Source organism: Pseudomonas mendocina, assembly GCF_900636545.1.
Taxonomy (GTDB): Bacteria; Pseudomonadota; Gammaproteobacteria; order Pseudomonadales; family Pseudomonadaceae; genus Aquipseudomonas; species Aquipseudomonas mendocina.
In genome coordinates, this window is record NZ_LR134290.1 from 4,208,653 (window position 1) to 4,230,609 (window position 21,957).

The window sequence follows — 21,957 nt, forward strand, 5'->3', positions numbered from 1 at the left end:
TGCCATGACCAAGAAGCTCTATATCGAAACCCACGGTTGCCAGATGAACGAGTACGACAGCTCGCGCATGGTCGACCTGCTGGGTGAGCATCAGGCCCTGGAGGTCACGGAAAAACCCGAAGAAGCCGACGTGATCCTGCTCAATACCTGCTCGATCCGCGAGAAGGCACAGGACAAGGTGTTCTCCCAGCTCGGCCGCTGGCGCGAGCTGAAACAGGCCAACCCGGATCTGGTGATCGGCGTCGGCGGCTGCGTGGCCAGCCAGGAAGGTGCGGCGATCCGCGACCGCGCACCCTATGTCGACGTGGTGTTCGGCCCGCAGACCCTGCACCGCCTGCCGGAAATGATCGACGCCGCGCGCACCACCAAGACCGCCCAGGTGGACATCAGCTTCCCCGAGATCGAGAAATTCGACCGCCTGCCCGAACCGCGCGTCGACGGCCCCAGCGCCTTCGTCTCGGTGATGGAAGGCTGCAGCAAATACTGCACCTTCTGCGTGGTGCCCTACACCCGTGGCGAGGAAGTCAGCCGCCCGCTGGTCGACGTACTGATGGAAATCACCTCCCTCACCGAGAAGGGTGTGAAGGAAATCACCCTGCTTGGGCAGAACGTCAACGGCTACCGTGGCGAAGCGCCGGACGGTCATATCGCGGATTTCGCCGAACTGCTGCATGCCGTGGCGGCCCTCGATGGTGTCGAGCGCATTCGCTACACCACCAGCCACCCGCTGGAGTTCTCCGACGCGATCATCGCCGCCCATGCCGAGATCCCGCAGTTGGTCAAATACCTGCACCTGCCGGTGCAATCGGGCTCCGACCGCATCCTCGCAGCGATGAAGCGCAACCACACCGCGCTGGAATACAAGTCGCGCATCCGCAAGCTGCGCGCCGCCGTGCCGGACATCCTGATCAGCTCGGACTTCATCGTCGGCTTCCCAGGGGAAACGGAAAAAGACTTCGAGCAGACCATGAAGCTGATCGAGGACGTCGGTTTCGACTTCTCCTTCTCCTTCATCTACAGCTCGCGCCCGGGCACCCCGGCCGCTGATCTGGTCGACGATACCCCGGAAGAAGTGAAGAAGCAGCGTCTGGCCCTGCTGCAGCACCGCATCAACCAGAACGGTTTCGAGAACAGCCGACGCATGGTCGGTACGGTGCAGCGCATCCTGGTCAGCGACTATTCGAAGAAAGACCCGGGCATGCTCCAGGGCCGCACCGAGCAGAACCGCATCGTCAACTTCCGTTGCGATAACCCGCGCCTGATCGGCCAGTTCGTCGACGTGCACATCGACGACGCCCTGCCGCACTCGCTGCGCGGCACCCTGCTCGATACCGAGACCCTCCACTAAAGACGCAGCCGCCGACACTTTGCGTTGTCGGCGGCCAGCGTTATGCTGCCTTTCCATACCTAGCCAAGTGACGATCACACCATCACCTTGAACGCTTCCCTAGAACCCCATCGTTTCACCCTCGAACCTTTCGAGGCCCGCCGTTTCGCCAACCTCTGCGGCCAGTTCGACGAGCACCTGCGCCTGATCGAAGAGCGCCTCGGCCTGGAAATCCGCAACCGTGGCAATCAGTTCGAGATGCTCGGCGCCGCCGACAAGACCCAGGCCGCCGAAACCCTGCTGCGCAAGCTGTACCGCGAAACCAAAGCCACCGAGCTGTCGCCCGATCTGGTACACCTGTATCTGCAGGAGTCCGGCGTTGAGGAGTTGGTCAACCCGAGCAACCTGCCGCAGGTGACCCTGCGCACCAAGAAGGGCGTGATCAAGCCGCGCGGCGCCAACCAGCAGCGCTATGTCAAGGCGATCCTCGACAACGACATCAACTTCGGCATCGGCCCGGCCGGCACCGGCAAGACCTACCTGGCCGTGGCCTGCGCGGTGGACGCACTGGAGCGCGAGCAGGTACGGCGCATCCTGCTGGTGCGCCCGGCAGTCGAGGCCGGCGAGAAACTCGGCTTCCTGCCTGGTGACCTGGCACAGAAGATCGACCCTTACCTGCGCCCACTGTACGACGCGCTCTATGAAATGCTTGGCTTCGACCACGTGGCCAAGCTGATCGAGAAGCAGGTGATCGAGATTGCGCCGCTGGCCTATATGCGCGGCCGCACGCTTAACAACAGCTTCATCATTCTCGACGAGAGTCAGAACACCACCGTCGAGCAGATGAAGATGTTCCTCACCCGTATCGGTTTCGGCTCCACCGCCGTGATCACCGGCGACATCACCCAGGTCGACCTGCCGCGCGGCACCAAGAGCGGCCTGGCCCACGTCATCGAGGTACTGCGTGACGTGCCCGGCATCAGTTTCACCCACTTCAAGCCCAAGGACGTGGTGCGCCACCCTCTGGTGCAGCGCATCGTCGAAGCCTACGAGCGCCACGACGCGCGCCTGAATGGCAAGGGCGACAGCCACGATGCTTGAGCTCGACCTGCAACTGGCCACTGACGGCCAGCCCCCGGATGAAGCGCAACTGCGCCGCTGGTGCGAGCTGGCGCTGCGCCAGCGCACGGCCGATTCCGAGCTGACCATTCGCCTGGTCGACGAAGCCGAAGGCCGCGAACTGAACCACACCTGGCGACACAAGGACTACGCCACCAACGTGCTGTCCTTCCCCGCCGAGATTCCCGATGGGATTCTCGACATCCCTCTGCTGGGCGACCTGGTGATCTGCGTGCCAGTGGTCGAGCGCGAAGCGGCCGAGCAAGGCAAGGCGCTGGAGGCGCACTGGGCGCACCTGGTGATCCACGGCTGCCTGCACCTGCTGGGCTATGACCACATCGAGGAAGACGAAGCCCTCGAGATGGAAGAACTGGAACGACAATTGCTCGCCGAGCTGGGTCATCCCGACCCGTATGCCGACGACGCCCCCCCTCCTGATAAGGACCCCGAGTAAAACGCCATGAGCGAAGACCGATCGAGCAACGAGCAGAAGTCCTGGTTCAACAAGCTGACCCAGGCTTTTGCTCATGAGCCGAGAAACCGCCAGGAACTGCTGGAAGTCCTGCGTGAAGCCCACCAGAACAAGCTGCTCGACAGCGAAGCACTGGCCATCGTCGAGGGCGCCATCCAGGTCGCCGACCTGCAGGTACGCGACATCATGGTGCCGCGTTCGCAAATGATCAGCATCAAGGCCAGCCAGACCCCGCGTGAATTCCTTCCCGCCATCATCGACGCCGCGCACTCGCGCTACCCGGTGATCGGCGAAAGCCTCGACGACGTCATTGGCATCCTCCTGGCCAAGGATCTGCTGCCGCTGATCCTGCAGGGCGAGCAGCCCAACTTCAATATCAAGGACATGCTGCGACCGGCCACTTTCGTGCCCGAGTCCAAGCGCCTGAATGTGCTGCTGCGCGAGTTCCGCGCCAACCACAACCACATGGCCGTGGTCATCGACGAATACGGCGGCGTCGCCGGCCTGGTGACCATCGAAGACGTGCTGGAGCAGATCGTTGGCGACATCGAGGACGAGCACGACGTCGAGGAAGACGGCTACATCAAGCCGCTGCCCTCCGGCGACTACCTGATCAAGGCGCTGACCCCCATCGACAGCTTCAACGAGACCTTCGACAGCCAGTTCTCCGACGACGAGTACGACACCGTCGGCGGCCTGGTGATGAACGCTTTCGGCCACCTGCCCAAGCGCAACGAAGTCACCGAGATCGGCGAATTCCGTTTCCGCGTACTCAATGCCGACAGCCGCCGTATCCATCTGCTGCGCCTGACGCCGGTCAGCCGCTGAGTCTCAGCCGCCCTTGCCCAGCGAGGGCGGCCGCTTCCCCCCGCGCCATTTCCGCTCTACCCTTGCGCCACCCCGACTCCAAGGATCACCCCATGCTGCAATGGATCACTCGTCCGGGCTGGCCCGGCCACCTGCTCGCCTGCGGCGCAGGCGCCTTGACCACCCTGGCGCTCGCCCCTTTCGATCTCTGGCCACTGGCCGTGTTGTCCATTGCCCTGTTCTATCTCGGCCTGCGCCATCTACGCCCCAGCCAGGCAGCGCTGCGCGGCTGGAGCTACGGTTTCGGCCTGTTCGCCGCTGGCACCAGCTGGGTGTATGTCAGCATCCATGACTACGGCGCCGCCTCGCCAGCGCTGGCCGGCATTCTCACCCTGGGCTTCGTCGCCGGGCTGGGCTTGTTCTTCGCCCTGACTGCCGCACTCTGGGCACGCTGGATACGCCGCAGCGAAGCGCCGCTGGCCGACGCCCTGGCGTTCGCCGCGCTGTGGGTCGCTCAGGAGGTGTTTCGCGGCTGGTTCCTCACCGGCTTCCCTTGGCTCTACGCCGGCTACAGCCAGCTCGAGGGGCCGTTGAGTGGTCTGGTACCGGTCGGTGGCGTCTGGCTGGCATCCTTCCTCATCGCCCTGTCAGCGGCGCTGATCATCAACCTGGAGCGCCTGCGTGCGCACAAGCCACGCTACGTCTGCGCCCTGCTTCTGCTGCTGACCCCTTGGCTCACCGGCCTGGCCCTGAAGGGGCACGAGTGGACCCGCGCAGCAGGCGACAGCCTGACCGTCGCCCTGGTGCAGGGCAATGTCGAACAGAACATGAAATGGGACCCGGCCCAGCTCGACGCGCAGCTCGCGCTATACCGCGACCTCAGTTTCAGCGCCAAGCAGGTCGACATACTGGTCTGGCCGGAAACGGCGATCCCGGTGCTCAAGGACATGGCCCAGGGTTATATCGGCGTGATGGATCGCTTCGCCCGTGACCGCAATAGCGCGCTGATCACCGGCGTACCGGTGCGTCAGTCCAACGAACGCGGGGAGATTCGCTATTACAATGCGATCACCAGTTTTGGCGAAGGCCAGGGTACCTACCTCAAGCAGAAGCTGGTGCCGTTCGGTGAATACGTGCCGCTGCAAGACCTGCTGCGCGGCTTGATCGCTTTCTTCGACCTGCCCATGTCCGACTTCGCCCGCGGCCCGAGTGACCAATCACCGCTGCTGGCCAAGGGGCATCGTATCGCGCCGTTCATCTGCTACGAAGTGGTCTACCCGGAGTTCGCGGCGGCACTGGCGGCGGACAGCGACATCCTGCTGACGGTGAGCAACGATGCCTGGTTCGGCACCTCCATCGGCCCGCTGCAGCACCTGCAGATGGCGCAGATGCGCGCACTGGAAGCCGGGCGCTGGATGATCCGCGCCACCAACAACGGTATGACGGTGATCATCGATCCACAAGGGCGCATCCAGTCCGCCTTGCCGCAGTTCGAACGCGGCGTATTGTATGGCGAGGTGGAGCCGATGCAGGGGCTCACGCCCTACCTGCAATGGCGCACCTGGCCACTGGCGATCCTCTGCGCAATGCTGTTGGGCTGGGCCTTGCTGGCCAGCCGCATGGCCAAGACGGTGTAGGGCGGTCTCGCGAGCGAAGCGAGCAGCCCGCCACCCCTCGGAACGCAGAATCCGCAGGCGGACTGCCTGCGGCGAGTACACCCTACTGCTTACCGTAGACAATGGGATACGCCAACAGCCCGATGGCCTCGTTGAGCAGTTGACTGCTCTGCCAGATCACCCGCGATTCCGGCAGCCAGCCGCCCAGTGGGCGTGCATAGCCGGCGCTGAGATAGCCCATCGGCGCACTGATCACCTCGAAGCCGGCCTGCTCGAAACTCCAACGGGAACGCGGCATGTGCCAGGCCTGCGTAACCAGCACCACACGACGCACGCCCTGCGGCTGCAGCAAATCGGCGCTCAACACCGCGTTCTCCCAGGTCGTGCGGCTCTGCTCCTCCAGCCAACGAATCTCCAGGCCGTAATCGCGCTTCATCGCATCGGCCATCAGTGCCGCCTCACTAGGCGGCTGGCCATAATGCAGGCCACCGGTGGCGGCCATTGGCAGGCCGGATGCGCGCGCCAGGCGAGCGGCATAGCGCAGGCGCTCCAAAGCCATCAGCCCAGGCTGATCGGCTCCACCCCAGCCCGGGTCGTTCTGCTCACGCCCGGCGCCGAGAATCACGATGGCGTCGGCGCGCTGCGCCAGGGTCGCCCATCGCGCTTCTTCCAGCGCCGGCTCACGTTCAAGCAAACCCGCGCTCCACTGCATCACCGCCGGTAGGCTCATCAGCCAGAGCCCTCCAAAACCCGTGACGAAACAGACGCCTGCCAACCGCGGAAAGCGGCGGCGCAACCACCAACCCAGCAGCATCAGCAGAAGCAGAATGCCTGGTGGCATCAGCAGTTGTTTGAGGATGTAGCGAATCGGCATCAGGCACCTCCCGGGCGCCCAAGCCTAACAGCTGATCAGAAAATCAGGCGAGACACCAAGCCCAGCCGCAGTTGCGGTCAATGCGCTCTAGCAGGCTGTTGAAAAACTACCTGCGTTGCCATTACTGCGTTTAAAACAGGCTCGTGCGCGAGTCCGATCAAAATGCTCATTTACAGCTCGTAAAGTCGAGCGCGACTCCGACCGTTTTTCGCCTGTTTTTGTGGGGCCGCCATCGGTATTGCACTAGCTGCCTCGCCTACGTTTTTCAACGGCCTGCTAACGGGAACTGCCGCTGCGAAACAGCTTCGAACCACAAGCCTGGCAGGCTCGCGCATCTTGCCCGCGATGCCAGCTGACTGGCGCACCACAGAGTGCGCAACATAGCGCCTGCCTACGCTTCATCAGGGGTTTGAGCTTACCCAATGGTTTGCCGCCCGCGGACTTGGCGCTACGCAACGGCTGGCGCTGGATCAGCGCCAGCTCCTCGGCAGCCGCGTGCCAACCACGCAGCCAGTGCAGGTCGCGGTTGAGATAGGCGCGAATCAGCTCCAGCTCCGCCGGGCTCAACCCATCGAGCTCAAGTTCGCGTAACGGCTCTGCGTGCAGGCGACTGGCGGTGTCGGCTTCCTCCAGCGCCAGGGCAAGCCTGTGCAGTAGCCGCTCGTAAAGGCCACCACTCCGTTCCGCCTGCCGTGCATCGACCATCAGACACCTCGCAAGCCCTGAAAACTGCGGGCCTTGAATCAAGCTTAGCGAAGGCCGTGCGTGCAGCCCGGCGCCGCGACAAACGGCGGGCGCAGCGCAAACTGGGTTTCCCTCGATAGACGGCGCTCATGTATGCTACGACGTTTTCCGAAAAGCCCCATTCCTTCAGCGCCAGAGCCATGCACGAACAGTACTCGCCCCGTGAAATAGAAGCCGCCGCGCAGTCCCACTGGGACGCGCAGAAATCCTTCGTCGTCAGCGAACAGCCCGGCAAGGACACCTTCTACTGCCTGTCGATGTTCCCCTACCCCAGCGGCAAGCTACACATGGGGCACGTGCGCAACTACACCATCGGTGACGTGATCGCCCGCTACCAGCGCATGCAGGGCAAGAACGTGCTGCAGCCGATGGGCTGGGACGCCTTCGGCATGCCGGCGGAGAACGCGGCGATGAAGAACCAGGTGGCGCCGGCCAAGTGGACCTACGAGAACATCGCCTACATGAAGTCCCAGCTCAAATCGCTGGGCCTGGCCATCGACTGGACGCGCGAAGTCACCACCTGCAAGCCGGATTACTACCGCTGGGAACAGTGGCTGTTCACCCGTCTGTTCGAGAAGGGCGTGATCTACCGCAAGAACGGTACCGTCAACTGGGATCCGGTCGACCAGACCGTACTGGCCAACGAGCAGGTCATCGACGGCCGTGGCTGGCGTTCGGGCGCGCTGATCGAGAAGCGCGAAATCCCGATGTACTACTTCAAGATCACCGCGTATGCCGAGGAACTGCTGAGCAGCCTGGATGAGCTGGATGGCTGGCCGGAACAGGTCAAGACCATGCAGCGCAACTGGATCGGCAAGAGCTTCGGTGCCGACATCGTGTTCGACTACGACGTCGCCAGCATCGGCATCGACGGCCAGCTCAAGGTCTACTCCACCCGTCCCGATACCCTGATGGGCGCCACTTACGTGGCCGTGGCCGCCGAGCACCCGCTGGCCCAGCGCGCCGCCGAATCCAACCCAGCGATTGCCGCCTTCATCGCCGAGTGCAAGGCCGGTTCCGTGGCCGAGGCCGACATGGCCACCATGGAGAAGAAGGGCCTGGCCACCAGCCAGTTCGTCATTCATCCGCTGACCGGCGACAAGCTGCCGGTATTCGTCGCCAACTACGTGCTGTGGGGTTACGGCGAAGGCGCGGTGATGGCCGTGCCGGCACATGATGAACGTGATTTCGAATTCGCCAACAAGTACGACCTGCCGATCAAGCAGGTCTACACCGGCGACGGCAAGGAATACGACGCCAGCACCTGGCAGGACTGGTACGGCGACAAGGCCGGCCTGACCACCATCAACTCCGGCAAGTACGATGGCCTGGACTTCAGCGCCGCCTTCGACGCCATCGTCGGCGACCTGGAAGCCAGCGAGCACGGCGCGCGCAAGACCCAGTTCCGCCTGCGCGACTGGGGCATCAGCCGCCAGCGCTACTGGGGCTGCCCGATCCCGATCATCCACTGCGAAAGCTGCGGCGACGTGCCGGTGCCGGAAGACCAACTGCCGGTGGTGCTGCCCGAAGACGTGGTGCCGGACGGCGCCGGCAGCCCGCTGGCGAAAATGCCCGAGTTCTACGAGTGCAACTGCCCGAAATGCGGCGCACCGGCCAAGCGTGAAACCGACACCATGGACACCTTCGTGGAAAGCTCCTGGTACTTCGCCCGCTACGCCTCGCCGCAATACACCGGCGGTATGGTCGACCCGGCTGCAGCCAACCACTGGCTGCCGGTGGATCAGTACATCGGTGGCATCGAGCACGCCATCCTGCACCTGCTGTATGCGCGCTTCTTCCACAAGCTGATGCGCGACGAAGGCCTGGTGTCGTCCAGCGAGCCCTTCAAGAACCTGCTGACCCAGGGCATGGTGGTCGCCGAGACCTACTACCGCCCCCTGGAAAACGGCGGCAAGGACTGGTTCAACCCGGCCGATGTGGAAGTCGAGCGTGACGCCAAGGCAAAGGTCATCGGCGCCAAGCTCAAGAGCGACGGCCTGCCGGTGGAAATCGGCGGCACCGAGAAGATGTCCAAGTCGAAAAACAACGGTGTCGACCCGCAGGACATGATCGATGCATACGGCGCCGATACCTGCCGCCTGTTCATGATGTTCGCCTCGCCGCCCGACCAGAGCTGCGAATGGTCGGATGCCGGCGTCGAGGGTGCCAACCGCTTCCTGCGCCGCGTCTGGCGTCTGGCTCACGGCCATGTCGCTGATGGCCTGCCGGGCAAGCTGGATATCGCCAGCCTCAACGACGAGCAGAAGGCCGTGCGCCGCGCCATTCACCTGGCGATCAAGCAGGCCAGCAACGATATTGGCCAGCATCACAAGTTCAACACCGCCGTCGCCCAGGTGATGACCTTGATGAACGTGCTGGAAAAGGCCGCCACCGCGACCGAACAGGATCGCGCGCTGGTGCAAGAGGGCCTTGAGATCGTCACCCTGCTGCTGGCACCGATCACCCCGCACATCAGTCACGAACTGTGGCAACGCCTGGGTCACGCCGATGCGGTGATCGATGCACAGTGGCCGCAGGTCGACGAATCCGCCCTGGTACAGGACAGTCTGACCCTGGTGGTGCAGGTCAACGGCAAGCTGCGCGGGCAGATCGAAGTTCCGGCCAGCGCATCCCGCGAGGAAGTCGAGGCCGCCGCCCGTGCCAACGAGAACGTCCTGCGCTTCACCGAAGGCCTGAGCATCCGCAAGGTCATCGTGGTACCGGGCAAGCTGGTCAACATAGTCGCCAACTGATTAAGCTCGGCGCCACAGAGAGTGGCGCCGTGATCCGCCAAGGGGATATGAGAATGATGAAACGGAATCTGCTGGTCATCGGCCTGGCCGGCCTGCTCAGCGCCTGTGGCTTCCAGCTGCGCGGCACCGGCGATGTGCAGTTCGCCCTCAAGGAACTCGACGTCAGCGCACGCGACGCCTACGGCGAGACGGTGCAGCAGGTGCGTGACGTGCTGGAGGACAATGGTGTCCGTGTATACGCAGGCGCGCCCTACAAGCTGGTGATCGCCCGCGAAACCGAGAACCGCCGTAGCGCCAGCTACAACAGCGGCGCTCGTACTGCAGAGTATGAGCTGACCATGGCGCTGGACTACGAGATCCGCGGCGCGCAGGACCTGTTGCTGACCGGCAACAAGGTCGAGGTACAGAATTACTACCAGCAGGACGACAACAACCTGGCCGGCTCCGACCAGGAAGCTGCGCAACTGCGCAGTGAGCTGCGCCGCGAGATGATCCAGCAGCTCACGCAGAACCTGCAGCAGATCACCCCGGCCCAGCTCGACCAGCTGCAGCAAACTGCCGAAGCCCGTGCCAAGGCGGAAGCCGAAGCGCTGGAAGCGGCTCGCCGCACTCGCGAGAGCCAGGTTGCACCGCAGCAATCGCCGATCGAACTGCCGATCCAGTAAGGCAACGGGGCTGCGTTTGCGGCCCCTCGCCCACTCGCCTCATGACATCACCTCGATGAAGCTCGCCCCCGCCCAGCTCGGCAAACACCTGCAAGGCTCGCTTGTGCCTGTCTACGCGATCAGCGGTGACGAGCCGCTGCTTTGCCAGGAAACCGCCGATGCCATCCGCAATGCCTGCCGTCAGCAGGGGTTCGGCGAGCGTCAGGTGTTCAATGCCGAAGCCAACTTCGACTGGGGCAACCTGCTGCAGGCAGGCGCCAGCCTGTCACTATTCGCTGAAAAGCGTCTGCTGGAGCTGCGCCTGCCGTCCGGCAAGCCGGGCGACAAAGGTGCCGCTGCCCTGCTGGAATATCTCGCCCGCCCGCCGGAAGACACGGTCCTGCTGCTGAGCCTGCCCAAGCTAGACGGCAGCACGCAAAAATCCAAATGGGCCAAGGCGCTGATCGACGGCCAGGCGAGCCAGTTCATCCAGATCTGGCCCGTGGACGCCAACCAACTGCCGCAGTGGATTCGTCAGCGCCTGGCACAAGCCGGTCTGAATGCTAGCGCGGACGCAGTGGAAATGATCGCCGCCCGAGTCGAAGGCAACCTGCTGGCCGCTGCTCAGGAAGTGGAAAAGCTCAAGTTGCTTGCCGATGGCAACCAGGTCGACGCCGAAACCGTTCAGGCCGCCGTGGCCGACAGCGCCCGGTTCGACGTGTTCGGCCTGATCGACTGCGCCCTCGGTGGCGACGCTGCTCATGCCCTGCGCATGCTCGAAGGCCTACGTGGCGAAGGCGTGGAAACCCCGGTAATTCTCTGGGCCCTGGCCCGCGAGATTCGCCTGCTGGCCGGCATCGCCCATCAGCAGAGCCAGGGAATCCCTTTGGATAAGGCCTTCTCCAGTGCCCGCCCGCCGGTCTGGGACAAACGACGGCCGCTGGTTTCCAAGGCATTGCAGCGCCATAGCAGCAAACGCTGGGGCCAGTTGTTGCAGCAGGCGCAGCTGATCGACGCGCAGATCAAGGGGCAGGCGCCTGGTGATCCATGGAGCGATCTGGCCATGCTGACCCTGCAGTTGTCCGGGCAGCGGATGCGCCTGTAATTGTTGCTATCTGCCTCCATATAGCCCCATTCAGACCGCAATCTGGACATTTTCCGTACAGCGGCGCATAGTCCGCGCCGTCTGCAGTGGCGCAGACAGCTCGCATGAGGAAACGCCATGAGCAAGAAAGCCGGTAAACGGCCGAACAAGGCCAAATCCATCGTCGCCCAGCCCCTGTTTCGTTCCCGCCAGGAACGACCACAGAAAGGCAAAGGCAGCTACCGCCGTGAAGCCTCCCACAATTGGGAGGCTTCTTGCTTTATGGGTTTCTTCGCTACGCTGGTAGCCCAGAATTCAGTGCGAGCATGCTAAGGTAGCAGCCTGCTTAAACGCCTTGAGATAGACATGCCACACCAGTTTCCGCGTCGCGCCCTGGCCCTGCTTCCTCTCCTGCTGCTGGCGGCCTGCGCCCAGGCCCCGGCGGAGAACCTGCCCGCAGCAACGTCCCCGGCTGCGGCCCAGACATCAACCGAAGAACCGCTGACCAGTTTCGCCGACTGGCGTCAGGCACTGCGCAGCGAAGCGATTGCCGCAGGCATCGACGCGGCGCTGTTCGATCGCGTATTCGCCGGCGTCACGCCTGACCCGGCCGTGCTCAAGGCCGACAGCAGCCAGCCCGAATTCACCCGCCCGGTCTGGGAATATCTCGACGGCGCCGTATCCTCCAGCCGTATTGGTCGCGGCCGTGTACTGTTGGCCCAGCACAGCCTGGTGCTGGAACGCATCGAGCAGCAATACGGTGTCGAAGCCCCGATCCTGGTGGCCATCTGGGGCCTGGAAAGCAATTTCGGCAACAACATCGGCAGCCACAGCGTGATTCGCTCTCTCGCCACCCTGGCGTACGACGGTCGCCGCCAGGGCTTCTGGCGCGTGCAGTTGCTGGCCGCGCTGCAGATACTGCAGAACGGCGACGTGTCCAGCGAACGCATGATCGGCTCCTGGGCCGGCGCCATGGGCCAGACTCAGTTCATGCCAACCACCTACAACCAGCATGCAGTGGACTTCGACGGTGACGGCAAACGTGACCTGTGGGGCTCCTCGACCGACGCACTGGCCTCGGCCGCGCACTACCTGCAGGCCTCCGGCTGGCAGCGCGGCCAGCCTTGGGGCTTCGAGGTGAATCTGCCCAATGGCTTCGACTACGCCCTGGCCGACCCCGATCAGCGCCGCACGCTGGCAGAATGGGCGGAGCTCGGCGTACGCCCGCTGGCGCCGACCGGCGCAGCCGCCAGTGCCCGCGCCAGCCTGCAGCTGCCTGCCGGCCACAAAGGCCCGGCCTTCCTCTTGCTGGATAACTTCCGCAGCATCCTCAAGTACAACAACTCCACGTCCTACGCGCTGGCCATCGGCCTGCTTGCCGACAACCTGCTGCGTCCAAGCGAAGTCAAAGGGCAGTGGCCGCGCGGCGAACGCCAGCTGGGTCGTAGCGAACGCGTCGAATTGCAGGAACTGCTGACCAAGGCAGGATTCGATCCCGGCCCGGCGGACGGAATCATCGGCGCCAATACGCGCAAGGCCATCCGCGCCCTGCAGCTGCAATTGAACTGGCCGGCCGACGGTTATCCGAACGGCGAACTCCTGCAACAGCTGCGCGCTCGCTGAGGCCATGCGGAGCTGACACCCGCCGCGTTTGTCGACAGACGGCCTCAGCGTCTGCATACACCTTCTGTGGTAGACTGGTGGGCGGCCAAAAGCCACCTGCCCACGGAGCCTCTACCGGAGCCCAGATTTCCGATGTCCGACACCTCCTCGCCCAAATCCGTCGCCAGTGGCGAAAAATTCCGCACCGCCCAAGGCATCACCGCGATCAAGGATGGTCAGAAGCGCCGTGCTGCGGCAGAACCCCAGGTTTTTGAACCCAAGCCCAAGTGGCTGCGGGTCAAGGCTCCTGGCGGTAGCCGTTTCGAGGCGGTCAAGCGCAACGTCGGCGAACATCGCCTGAGCACCGTTTGCCAGGAGTCGCACTGCCCGAACATGGGTGAGTGCTGGTCCAACGGCACCGCTACCATCATGCTCATGGGCTCGGTGTGCACCCGCGCCTGCCGCTTCTGCGCCGTGGACACCGGCAACCCCAATGGCTGGCTGGATCTGGAAGAGCCGCAGAACACCGCCAAGTCGGTGGAGCTGATGGCCCTGCGTTATATCGTGCTGACCTCGGTGGACCGTGACGACCTCGAAGACGGCGGCGCCGGCCACTATGCAGCCTGCGTGCGAGCGATCAAGGAAAACACCCCGCAGGTGGTGGTCGAGGCCCTGACCCCGGATTTCGATGGCGATCACCAGGCCATCGAACGCGTGGTCGACTCCGGCCTGGAAGTCTTCGCACAGAACGTCGAGACGGTCAAACGCCTCACTCACGTGGTCCGCGACCCTCGTGCCGGCTACGAGAAAACCCTCAAGGTGCTCGAGCACGCCAAGAAGCACCGCCCCGACGTGCTGACCAAGACCAGCCTGATGCTGGGCCTGGGCGAAACCGACGAAGAGATCATCGAGACCATGGATGACCTGCGCGCCATCGGCGTGGACATCCTCACCCTCGGCCAGTACCTGCAGCCGACGCGCAACCACCTCAAGGTGCAGCGCTGGGTCAGCCCTGAAGAGTTCAATCGCTTCCGTGACATCGGCCTGGAGAAAGGCTTCATGGAAGTCGCCGCCGGCCCGCTGGTGCGCTCCAGCTACCGCGCTGACCGCGTGTTCGAGAAGAACAACCTGGGCCTCGCTGCACCGGTTCCAGTGCCGGGCCAGGAAGTCAACGCCAGCCTCATTCCGGCGCTGAATCTGAACTGACCTCTTCACGACAGACGAAAGGGACGCCTCGGCGTCCCTTTTCGTTGCTGACAGGGCCGTAGGGCGTACCGGGACGCTGGCCGCTCGGAAGCAGTACGCCATTGGAGCTTCAGGTGATCGTCGTGCTGCCAGACCCTGGCGGACTGTTCGCTTCGCTCCTGAGTACGCCCTACGAGATGACAGTTCTCGCAGGATAAACGCAAGGGGCACCCATGGCGCCCCTTTGTTTTTCTACTGTTTAGCGAAATCCCAACCTGTCGCGCAGCGTCTTCTCCAGCCGTTGTGCCACCTCGTCGAGCGCAGGCGGCGCTTGCAACAAATCACGCATCTGCACCATCTTCAGCCCGGCATAGCCACAGGGGTTGATGCGCTGGAAGGGCGTCATGTCCATATCGACATTCAGCGCCAGGCCGTGGAACGAGCAGCCACGACTGACTCGCAGGCCCAGGGACGCGATCTTGTCACCTGCCACATATACACCTGGCGCATCCGCCTTGGGCGCAGCCTCGATGCCATAGCCAGCCAGCAGATCGACCAGGCTTTGCTCCATGGCCGTGACCAGCTCACGCACGCCAAGATCGAGGCGACGCAGATCGAGCATCAGATAGGCCACCAGTTGGCCAGGGCCGTGATAGGTCACCTGGCCGCCACGCTCGACCTGAATCACCGGGATATCACCGGGCGCCAGCAGGTGCTCCGCCTTCCCAGCCTGGCCCTGGGTGAACACCTTGGGATGCTGCAGTAACCAGATTTCATCCGGGGTCTGCGCGTCGCGTTCGGTGGTAAGACGGCGCATGGCCTCCAGCGTGGGCTGGTAGTCGACCAACCCGAGGTGACGAACGACTAGCTCGGGCATGAGGATCACAGCACCATGTGCACGCGACCGGTCGCCCGAAGGTCGACGTGAATCGCCTGCAGTTGCTCGACGCTGGTCGCGGTGATTAGCACCTGAACGGAGAGGAAGTTGCCATTGCGGCTATCCCGCATCACCAGGGTCGAGGCGTCCAGGTCCGGGGCGTGACGCTGGATCACTTCGATCACCAGGTCAGAGAAACCATCGCCGGCAGTGCCTATTACCTTGATCGGGTAACGCTCGCAGGGGAACTCGATTTTGGGTGGTTGAACGTCGGTATCGGTCATGTCATCACCGGGCTCATGGCCCGTCCAGAAAGGTCCGCCACGAATTGGAGCGGACTGGATAAGTCAGGCGCCTCGACGAGGCGGTCAATACAAGGTGGCTAAATGAAACGGCGGAGCAGCACCCTTTACAGTACGTAAATGGGCCCTGCTCCGCCGTTTTCAATGCTCAGCGACAATGTCGGTCGCTGCTGGCGTCTCCGGTCAGTTGAACAGACCGAAGAAGAACAGGCGGATGCTGTCCCACAGACGACGCAGCAGGCCGCCCTCTTCTACCGACTGCAGCGCCACCAGATCAGTGCTGCGCACCACTTCGTCACCCAGTTTGACTTCGACCTTGCCGATCACGTCACCCTGCTGGATCGGTGCTATCAGTTGCGGATTGAGCGTCATGCTCGCCTGCAATTTTTCCAGTTGGCCCTTGGGCATGGTCATGGTCAGGTCTTCGGCCAGGCCGGCCTTGACCTGATTCGTGGCGCCTTTCCACACGGTGGCCTGGGCCAGCTCGGTACCTTTCTGATAGAAGGTGCGGCTTTCGAAGAAGCGGAAACCGTAGGTCAGCAGCTTCTGGGTTTCCGCTGCACGGGCCTGCTCGCTGTCGGTACCGAATACCGAGGTGATCATGCGCGCACCATCGCGCACGGCCGACGCCACCAGGCAGTAGCCGGCCTCGGAGGTGTGGCCGGTCTTCAGGCCGTCGACGGTACGGTCACGCCACAGCAGCAGGTTGCGGTTGGGCTGCTTGATGTTGTTCCAGAGGAACTCCTTCTGCGAGTAGATCGCATAGTGCTCGGCGTCCTCGTTGATGATCGCGCGGGCCAGAATTGCCATGTCATGGGCGCTGGAGTAGTGCTCAGGATGCGGCAAGCCGGTGGCGTTCATGAAGTGGCTGTTCTTCATGCCCAGGCGCTCGGCAGTGGCATTCATCATGTCGGCGAAGGCATCTTCGCTGCCGGCGATGTATTCGGCGATGGCGATGCTGGCGTCGTTGCCGGACTGGATGATAATGCCGTGCAGCAGGTCGTCGACCGTGGCCTGGCTGTTCAGCGGCAGGAACATGGTCGAGCCACCGGAAGCCGCACCGCCGGTGCGCCACGCGTGCTCGCTGATGGTCACCAGATCCTGCTCGCCGATCTTGCCGTTGCGGATTTCCAGGGTGGCGATATAGGCGGTCATCAGCTTGGTCAGGCTGGCTGGCGGCAGACGCTGGTCAGCATTGTTCTCGACCAGGACATTACCGCTGGCGGCGTCCATCAGAACGTAGGATTTGGCGGCCAGTTGCGGCGCCGCAGGCACCACCTGCTGGTTGGCCATGGCGAGTGGCGCGGCCAGAAGGGTAAGAACCAGTGAAGCACGTTGCACGAAGCTGGTGATGTTCATCCGTCTCTCGAAAATCGTTGCATGGGTTGTACGGCCCCAAGGGGCCATCTTTCGACTCGCCAGCAGGCAAGCCTCGGATTAGTCCGGCAAAAGCCGGTTAAGTTGCCATCAGTCGGCGCGGACCAGCGTGGGCTGGCCAAGGTTGGCCAGGCGCACGCTGCTCTGTAGCTGCTCAGCCTCGCCCTGATTGCTGATCGGCCCCATTCGGACCCGATGCAGAATCTGCTGGTCGCGTACCACTGAGCTGATGAACACCGGCACACTGCTGGTCTGGGTCAGCTTGGACTTGAGCAGCTCCGCAGCGTCCGGATTGGCGAAGGCTCCCACCTGGAGATACAGGCCAGAGGCTCCGAGTGAATCGTTTTTTTTTGCGTCGATCTGTACCGGCACCACCGCAGCGGCGTGCTGGGCAGGTGGCGGCGCATAGTGCTCGACAACCTGCGGTGCAGGCTGCGCGACTGGCTGGGCAACGGCGGCCTTGGCCGGCTGGTTGTTGGCCAGCACCAGCGGCACCGGGCGGCCCTGCTGCGCCCACCACTCGTGAGGGTCGATGCCTTCGACCTTGACCCGTGCAGTGCCCTTCTCGGCATAGCCGAGTTTCTTCGCCGCAGCGAAGGACAGGTCGATGATGCGGTCGGAGTAGAACGGACCTCGGTCGTTGACCCGCAGGATCACGACCTTGCCGTTCTCCAGGTTGGTGACGCGCACGTAGCTGGGCAGCGGCAGAGTCTTGTGTGCCGCGGTCATGCCGTAAAGGTCGTAGGTCTCGCCGTTGGCCGTGGCCTGGCCGTGGAACTTGGTGCCATACCAGGAAGCCGGACCGACCGCCTGATAGCGACGGGCATCCTGAATCGGGTAGTACTGCTTGCCAAACACCACATAGGGGCTGGCCTTGACCGGCCCGTAATGCGGCATGGGAATGGCGTCCTGAATCTTCGAGACGTCAACGTCCCACCATGGCGCGCCATCGCGATGCGGACGGTTGAAATCATCCGGGCCGGAGATACCGGCCGACTGACCAGGCGTTACCGCAGACTGCGGTGCCCGATTGGAGGAGCAGCTCGCCAGCAACAGCGCTGCCGTTACGCAGGCTGCCAGCGGCAGCAGTTTGGACGCACTCATCGATTACCCCGTGCTTCGACCAGTAGCTCGGCCAGTTGATTGACCGCCATGGCATACATCACGCTGCGATTGTAGCGGGTGATGGTGTAGAAGTTGGGCAAACCGAACCAGTATTCGTCGCCTTCGGCACCTTCCAGACGAAACGCCGTCACCGGAACGTCTTCGGCCAGCTCGTCCTGGCTTTTCCAGCCCAGCTCGCGCAGCTCGGCGACGTTCTTCACCGGGTCCAGGCCCTGGGTCAGGCCTTCGTCGACACGAGCTCCGCTGACCTCGACGCGGCTGGCCACCTGGCCACCGGCCTGCCAGCCGTGACGTTTGAAATAGCTGGCAACACTACCGATGGCATCGGTCGGATTGCTCCAGATGTTGATGTGGCCGTCGCCGTCGAAGTCCACGGCGTAGGCGCGGAAGCTGCTCGGCATGAACTGCGGCAACCCCATGGCACCGGCATAGGAGCCCTTGAGCGAAAGCGGATCGACCTGTTCCTCACGAGTCAGCATGAGGAACTCGCGCAGCTCCTTGCGGAAGAACGGCGCGCGCGGCGGATAATCGAAGGCCAGGGTCGACAATGCGTCCATGACCCGCCAGCTGCCGGTGTTGCCACCGTAGAAGGTTTCCACGCCAATAATGGCGACGATGAATTGCGGTGGTACGCCGTACTCGGCCTCGGCTTTCTCTAGAGCAGCCTGGTTCTTGCTCCAGAACTCAACACCCTGGGCGATACGCTTGTCGGTGATGAAGATAGGCCGGTATTCCTTCCAGGGTTTGACCTTCTCAGCCGGACGCGAGATAGCGTCGAGAATCGCCTGCTTGCGCTCGACATCGGCGAACAGGGCATACAGTTGCTCGCTGGCGAAACCGTAGTCACGGGTCATTTCCTCGACGAACTCGGTCACCTGCGGCGAGTCCTGGTAATCCGCCGCCAACGCCTGGGCGCCGGTGCCGAGCATGCCGGCGATGCCGACTCCGATGAACGTACGAGCAGCCCAACTGCGCAGAGAATGCATTAACTCAAAACCCCCAAATCAAACCTGGGCGATCCACTTTCTGTGGGTGTGGATCGCCATCAATATCCCGAAGCCTGACAACAGCGTGACCAGATGGGTTCCGCCATAACTAATGAAGGGCAGCGGCACCCCAACCACCGGCAGCAGCCCGCTGACCATGCCGATGTTGACGAATACGTAGACGAAGAAGGTCATGGTCAGCGCCCCGGCCAGCAGCTTGCCGAACAGCGTCTGCGCCTGGGCGGTGATCACCAGGCCGCGCGCCAGCAGCAGCAGATAGAGCAGCAACAACAGACAGACGCCAACCAGGCCGAACTCCTCCGCGAGCACGGCAATAATAAAGTCCGTATGGCTTTCCGGCAAAAAATCCAGGTGCGACTGAGTACCCAGTAGCCAGCCCTTGCCCAGCACGCCGCCGGAACCGATCGCTGCCTTGGACTGGATGATGTTCCAGCCCGACCCCAGCGGATCGCTCTCGGGATTGAGGAAGGTCAGCACGCGGCGTTTCTGGTAGTCATGCATGACGAAGTACCACATGCCCACCGCGACCGGCACCACGGCAGCGGCGGCGCCGATGATCCAGCGCCATTGCAGGCCGGCCATGAACACCACGAATGCGCCCGAGGCGAGGATCAGCAACGAGGTGCCCAGGTCCGGCTGCTTGACGATCAGTACGAAAGGCACACCGATCATCGCCAGGCTGATGACGATGTGCTTGAAGCGCGGCGGCAGGTTGTGCCGCGACAGGTACCAGGCGATGGTCATCGGCATGATGATTTTCATCAGCTCCGACGGCTGGAAGCGGATCACCCCGGGGATATTGATCCAGCGTGTGGCGCCCATCGCGGTATGGCCCATGACCTCCACCACCATCAGCAGCGCGACGCCTATCACGTAGGCAAGAGGTACCCAGCGCGCCATGAAGCGCGGGTCGAACTGGGCGATCACCACCACCGCGAGCATGCCGATGCCGAACGAGGACGCCTGCTTGAGCAACAGGTCGATGTTCTTGCCACTGGCCGAATAAAGGATGAACAGGCTGCCAGTGCCGAGAATCAGCAGCAGTAACAGCAGCCAGCCATCGATATGCATGCGCTGCAACAGGCTGGCGCGACGACGCAGTACGTCCTCGTCGGACAGGGTACGGTCGAAATTGCTCATCATCGTTGGCTGACCTCGGCAGGCTTGGGCATCGCGAACTCGGCCTTGAGCTGACCGGTTTCCTTGTCCAGCAGCCAGGCGTCCATGACCTGCTTGACCACTGGCGCGGCGACGCCAGAGCCGGATTCCCCGTTCTCCACCATCACCGCGACGGCGATCTGCGGGTTGTTCGCAGGCGCAAAACCGATGAACAGCGCGTGGTCGCGGTGGCGCTCCTGCACCTTGTTGCGGTCGTACTTCTCACCCTGCTTGATCGCCACCACCTGCGCCGTGCCGCTCTTGCCGGCGATGCGATAGACCGAACTGTCGCCGACCTTGCGCGCGGTTCCGCGTGGGCCATGCAACACCTCTTCCATGCCATGGATGCCGTAATCCCAGAACTTCGGGTCACGCAGGACGATGTCGGGCATCGGATTGGGGTCCACGGGCAGACGACCATCGACGCTCTTGGCCAGGTGCGGGCGAATCCACTTGCCACGCGTGGCCATCAATGCGGTGGCCTGCGCCAGTTGCAGCGGCGTGGTCTGCATGTAGCCCTGGCCGATACCGAGAATCAGCGTCTCGCCGGGATACCAGGGCTGGCGATAGCGTGCCCGTTTCCAGTCGCGCGACGGCATCAGGCCGGCGGTTTCCTCGAACATGTCCAGCGCCACGCGCTGGCCGAGGCCGAAGCGGCTCATGTAGTCGTGCATGCGATCGACGCCCATCTTGTGCGCCAGATCGTAGAAATAGGTGTCGTTGGAACGGGCGATGGCCAGGTTGAGGTCGACCCAGCCGTCACCGCTACGGTTCCAGTTGCGGTATTTGTGGCTGTGGTTGGGCAACTGATAGAAGCCAGGGTCGAACACCCGCGAGGTGGGCGTGACCACCCCGGCATCGAGGCCAGCCACGGCCACCATCGGCTTGATGGTCGAGCCAGGCGGGTAAAGGCCGCGCAGTACCCGGTTGTACAGCGGCTGATCGATGGAGTCGCGCAACTCGCCATAGGCCTTGAAGCTGATGCCGGTGACGAAGGGGTTGGGATCGAAGCTGGGCTGGCTGACCATCGCCAGCACTTCGCCATTGTTCGGGTCGATAGCCACCACCGCGCCACGACGACCACCCAGGGCTTTTTCCGCGGCTTCCTGCAGGTTCACGTCGAGGCTGAGGACGATGTCCTTGCCCGGTTTCGGATCGACGCGGTTGAGTACGCGCAATACGCGGCCACGGGCGTTGGTCTCGACCTCTTCATAGCCGACCTCGCCGTGCAGTTCGTCCTCGTAGAAGCGCTCGATACCGGTCTTGCCGATATGGTGCGTACCGGCATAGTCGGTCGGGTCGAGGCGCTTGAGCTCCTGCTCGTTGATACGCCCAACATAGCCGACCGAATGAGCGAAATGCTCCTGCTGCGGGTAATGCCGCACCAGCTGCGCAGCCACCTCGACGCCCGGCAGACGGAACTGGTTGACCGCGATGCGGGCGATCTGCTCCTCGCTCAGCTCGAACAGGATCGGTACCGGCTCGAACGGGCGCCGCCCCTGGCGCACGCGGCGTTCGAACAGCGCACGCTCATCCTCGCTAAGCTCCAGCACCTCGACCACGGTGTCGAGCACGCTGAGCCAGTCACCGGCACGCTCACGGGTCACGGTCAGGCTGAAGCTGGGACGGTTGTCGGCGATGATCACGCCGTTGCGATCGTAGATCAGCCCACGGGTTGGCGGCAGAGGCTGCACGTGGATGCGGTTGTTTTCTGCCAGCGTGCTGTGATGCTCGTACTGGATCACCTGCAGGTAGTACATGCGCATGATCAGCACGCAGGTCAGCAGGATGATCACCACGCCGCCGACGAGCACCCGGCGCTTGACCAGGCGAGCGTCCTTTTCGTGATCCTTGAGGCGAATCGGCTGCGGCATGACTACTTGA

At 63.3% G+C, this 21,957-nt stretch carries 19 protein-coding genes and 1 pseudogene; 11 read left to right on the plus strand and 9 right to left on the minus strand.

Going from position 1 to position 21,957, the window contains the following annotated elements; all coding sequences use genetic code 11:
- Positions 1 to 4 precede the first annotated feature (4 nt).
- The 5 genes from miaB (at position 5) to lnt (ending at position 5,362) form a co-directional block, all read left to right on the plus strand.
- Positions 5 to 1,348 (plus strand): tRNA (N6-isopentenyl adenosine(37)-C2)-methylthiotransferase MiaB, encoded by a 1,344-nt coding sequence (gene miaB, locus EL191_RS19595; protein WP_026042030.1) that lies wholly within the window; start codon positions 5 to 7, stop codon positions 1,346 to 1,348.
- An 87-nt stretch (positions 1,349 to 1,435) separates the two neighbouring features.
- Entirely contained in the window at positions 1,436 to 2,428 is a 993-nt protein-coding gene (locus tag EL191_RS19600) for a PhoH family protein (protein WP_013717160.1), read from the plus strand.
- Positions 2,421 to 2,900, plus strand: a complete 480-nt coding sequence (ybeY, locus tag EL191_RS19605) for an rRNA maturation RNase YbeY (RefSeq protein WP_041980599.1) — start codon at positions 2,421 to 2,423, stop codon at positions 2,898 to 2,900. The genes EL191_RS19600 and ybeY overlap by 8 nt, the downstream gene beginning before the upstream one ends.
- A gap of 6 nt (positions 2,901 to 2,906) precedes the next feature.
- Positions 2,907 to 3,746 carry an HlyC/CorC family transporter gene (locus EL191_RS19610; protein ID WP_041980598.1) on the plus strand — a complete coding sequence of 280 codons (840 nt, stop codon included), beginning with the start codon at positions 2,907 to 2,909 and terminating at the stop codon, positions 3,744 to 3,746.
- Positions 3,747 to 3,838: 92 nt separating this feature from the next.
- Positions 3,839 to 5,362, plus strand: coding sequence for an apolipoprotein N-acyltransferase (gene lnt, locus EL191_RS19615; protein WP_041980597.1), 1,524 nt, complete (start codon positions 3,839 to 3,841; stop codon positions 5,360 to 5,362).
- 82 nt (positions 5,363 to 5,444) lie between these two features.
- Here lnt and EL191_RS19620 read toward each other — a convergent pair whose 3' ends face one another.
- Together EL191_RS19620 and EL191_RS19625 are read right to left on the minus strand one after the other, a co-directional pair.
- Positions 5,445 to 6,215, minus strand: coding sequence for a YdcF family protein (locus EL191_RS19620; RefSeq protein ID WP_041980595.1), 771 nt, complete (start codon positions 6,213 to 6,215; stop codon positions 5,445 to 5,447).
- 276 nt (positions 6,216 to 6,491) lie between these two features.
- Positions 6,492 to 6,920, minus strand: coding sequence for a hypothetical protein (locus EL191_RS19625; protein WP_013717165.1), 429 nt, complete (start codon positions 6,918 to 6,920; stop codon positions 6,492 to 6,494).
- A 179-nt stretch (positions 6,921 to 7,099) separates the two neighbouring features.
- Here EL191_RS19625 and leuS point away from each other — a divergent pair, with 179 nt between their 5' ends.
- The 6 genes and pseudogenes from leuS (at position 7,100) to lipA (ending at position 14,248) form a co-directional block, all read left to right on the plus strand.
- Entirely contained in the window at positions 7,100 to 9,712 is a 2,613-nt protein-coding gene (leuS, locus tag EL191_RS19630; RefSeq protein ID WP_041980593.1) for a leucine--tRNA ligase, read from the plus strand.
- Positions 9,713 to 9,765: 53 nt separating this feature from the next.
- The gene (locus EL191_RS19635; RefSeq protein ID WP_026042032.1) at positions 9,766 to 10,377 is read left to right on the plus strand and encodes an LPS-assembly lipoprotein LptE; all 612 of its coding nucleotides are present in this window, start codon (positions 9,766 to 9,768) and stop codon (positions 10,375 to 10,377) included.
- A gap of 55 nt (positions 10,378 to 10,432) precedes the next feature.
- Positions 10,433 to 11,461, plus strand: coding sequence for a DNA polymerase III subunit delta (gene holA / locus EL191_RS19640; protein WP_041980592.1), 1,029 nt, complete (start codon positions 10,433 to 10,435; stop codon positions 11,459 to 11,461).
- Positions 11,462 to 11,578: 117 nt separating this feature from the next.
- A pseudogene (gene arfA, locus EL191_RS19645) lies at positions 11,579 to 11,725 on the plus strand (alternative ribosome rescue factor ArfA); the annotation flags it as partial.
- Positions 11,726 to 11,806: 81 nt separating this feature from the next.
- A complete protein-coding gene (locus EL191_RS19650) occupies positions 11,807 to 13,063 on the plus strand; it encodes a lytic murein transglycosylase (RefSeq protein WP_041980591.1) in 1,257 nt (418 codons plus the stop codon).
- Positions 13,064 to 13,195: 132 nt separating this feature from the next.
- The gene (gene lipA, locus EL191_RS19655) at positions 13,196 to 14,248 is read left to right on the plus strand and encodes a lipoyl synthase (protein WP_017361986.1); all 1,053 of its coding nucleotides are present in this window, start codon (positions 13,196 to 13,198) and stop codon (positions 14,246 to 14,248) included.
- 238 nt (positions 14,249 to 14,486) lie between these two features.
- On the opposite strand, the gene lipB is transcribed toward lipA, so the two are convergent.
- From lipB to mrdA, 7 genes are all read right to left on the minus strand, one after another.
- Positions 14,487 to 15,104 carry a lipoyl(octanoyl) transferase LipB gene (gene lipB / locus EL191_RS19660; RefSeq protein WP_041980590.1) on the minus strand — a complete coding sequence of 206 codons (618 nt, stop codon included), beginning with the start codon at positions 15,102 to 15,104 and terminating at the stop codon, positions 14,487 to 14,489.
- Positions 15,105 to 15,109: 5 nt separating this feature from the next.
- Positions 15,110 to 15,388 (minus strand): DUF493 domain-containing protein, encoded by a 279-nt coding sequence (locus tag EL191_RS19665; RefSeq protein WP_013717173.1) that lies wholly within the window; start codon positions 15,386 to 15,388, stop codon positions 15,110 to 15,112.
- A 201-nt stretch (positions 15,389 to 15,589) separates the two neighbouring features.
- Complete coding sequence (locus tag EL191_RS19670; RefSeq protein ID WP_013717174.1) at positions 15,590 to 16,765, minus strand: D-alanyl-D-alanine carboxypeptidase family protein; 1,176 nt, start codon at positions 16,763 to 16,765, stop codon at positions 15,590 to 15,592.
- Between the two features lie 108 nt (positions 16,766 to 16,873).
- A complete protein-coding gene (locus tag EL191_RS19675) occupies positions 16,874 to 17,887 on the minus strand; it encodes a septal ring lytic transglycosylase RlpA family protein (RefSeq protein ID WP_017361987.1) in 1,014 nt (337 codons plus the stop codon).
- The gene (gene mltB, locus EL191_RS19680) at positions 17,884 to 18,894 is read right to left on the minus strand and encodes a lytic murein transglycosylase B (RefSeq protein ID WP_041980589.1); all 1,011 of its coding nucleotides are present in this window, start codon (positions 18,892 to 18,894) and stop codon (positions 17,884 to 17,886) included. The genes EL191_RS19675 and mltB overlap by 4 nt, the downstream gene beginning before the upstream one ends.
- 18 nt (positions 18,895 to 18,912) lie before the next feature.
- Positions 18,913 to 20,058 carry a rod shape-determining protein RodA gene (gene rodA / locus EL191_RS19685; protein ID WP_013717177.1) on the minus strand — a complete coding sequence of 382 codons (1,146 nt, stop codon included), beginning with the start codon at positions 20,056 to 20,058 and terminating at the stop codon, positions 18,913 to 18,915.
- Complete coding sequence (gene mrdA / locus EL191_RS19690; RefSeq protein ID WP_013717178.1) at positions 20,055 to 21,947, minus strand: penicillin-binding protein 2; 1,893 nt, start codon at positions 21,945 to 21,947, stop codon at positions 20,055 to 20,057. The genes rodA and mrdA overlap by 4 nt, the downstream gene beginning before the upstream one ends.
- Positions 21,948 to 21,957 lie beyond the last annotated feature (10 nt).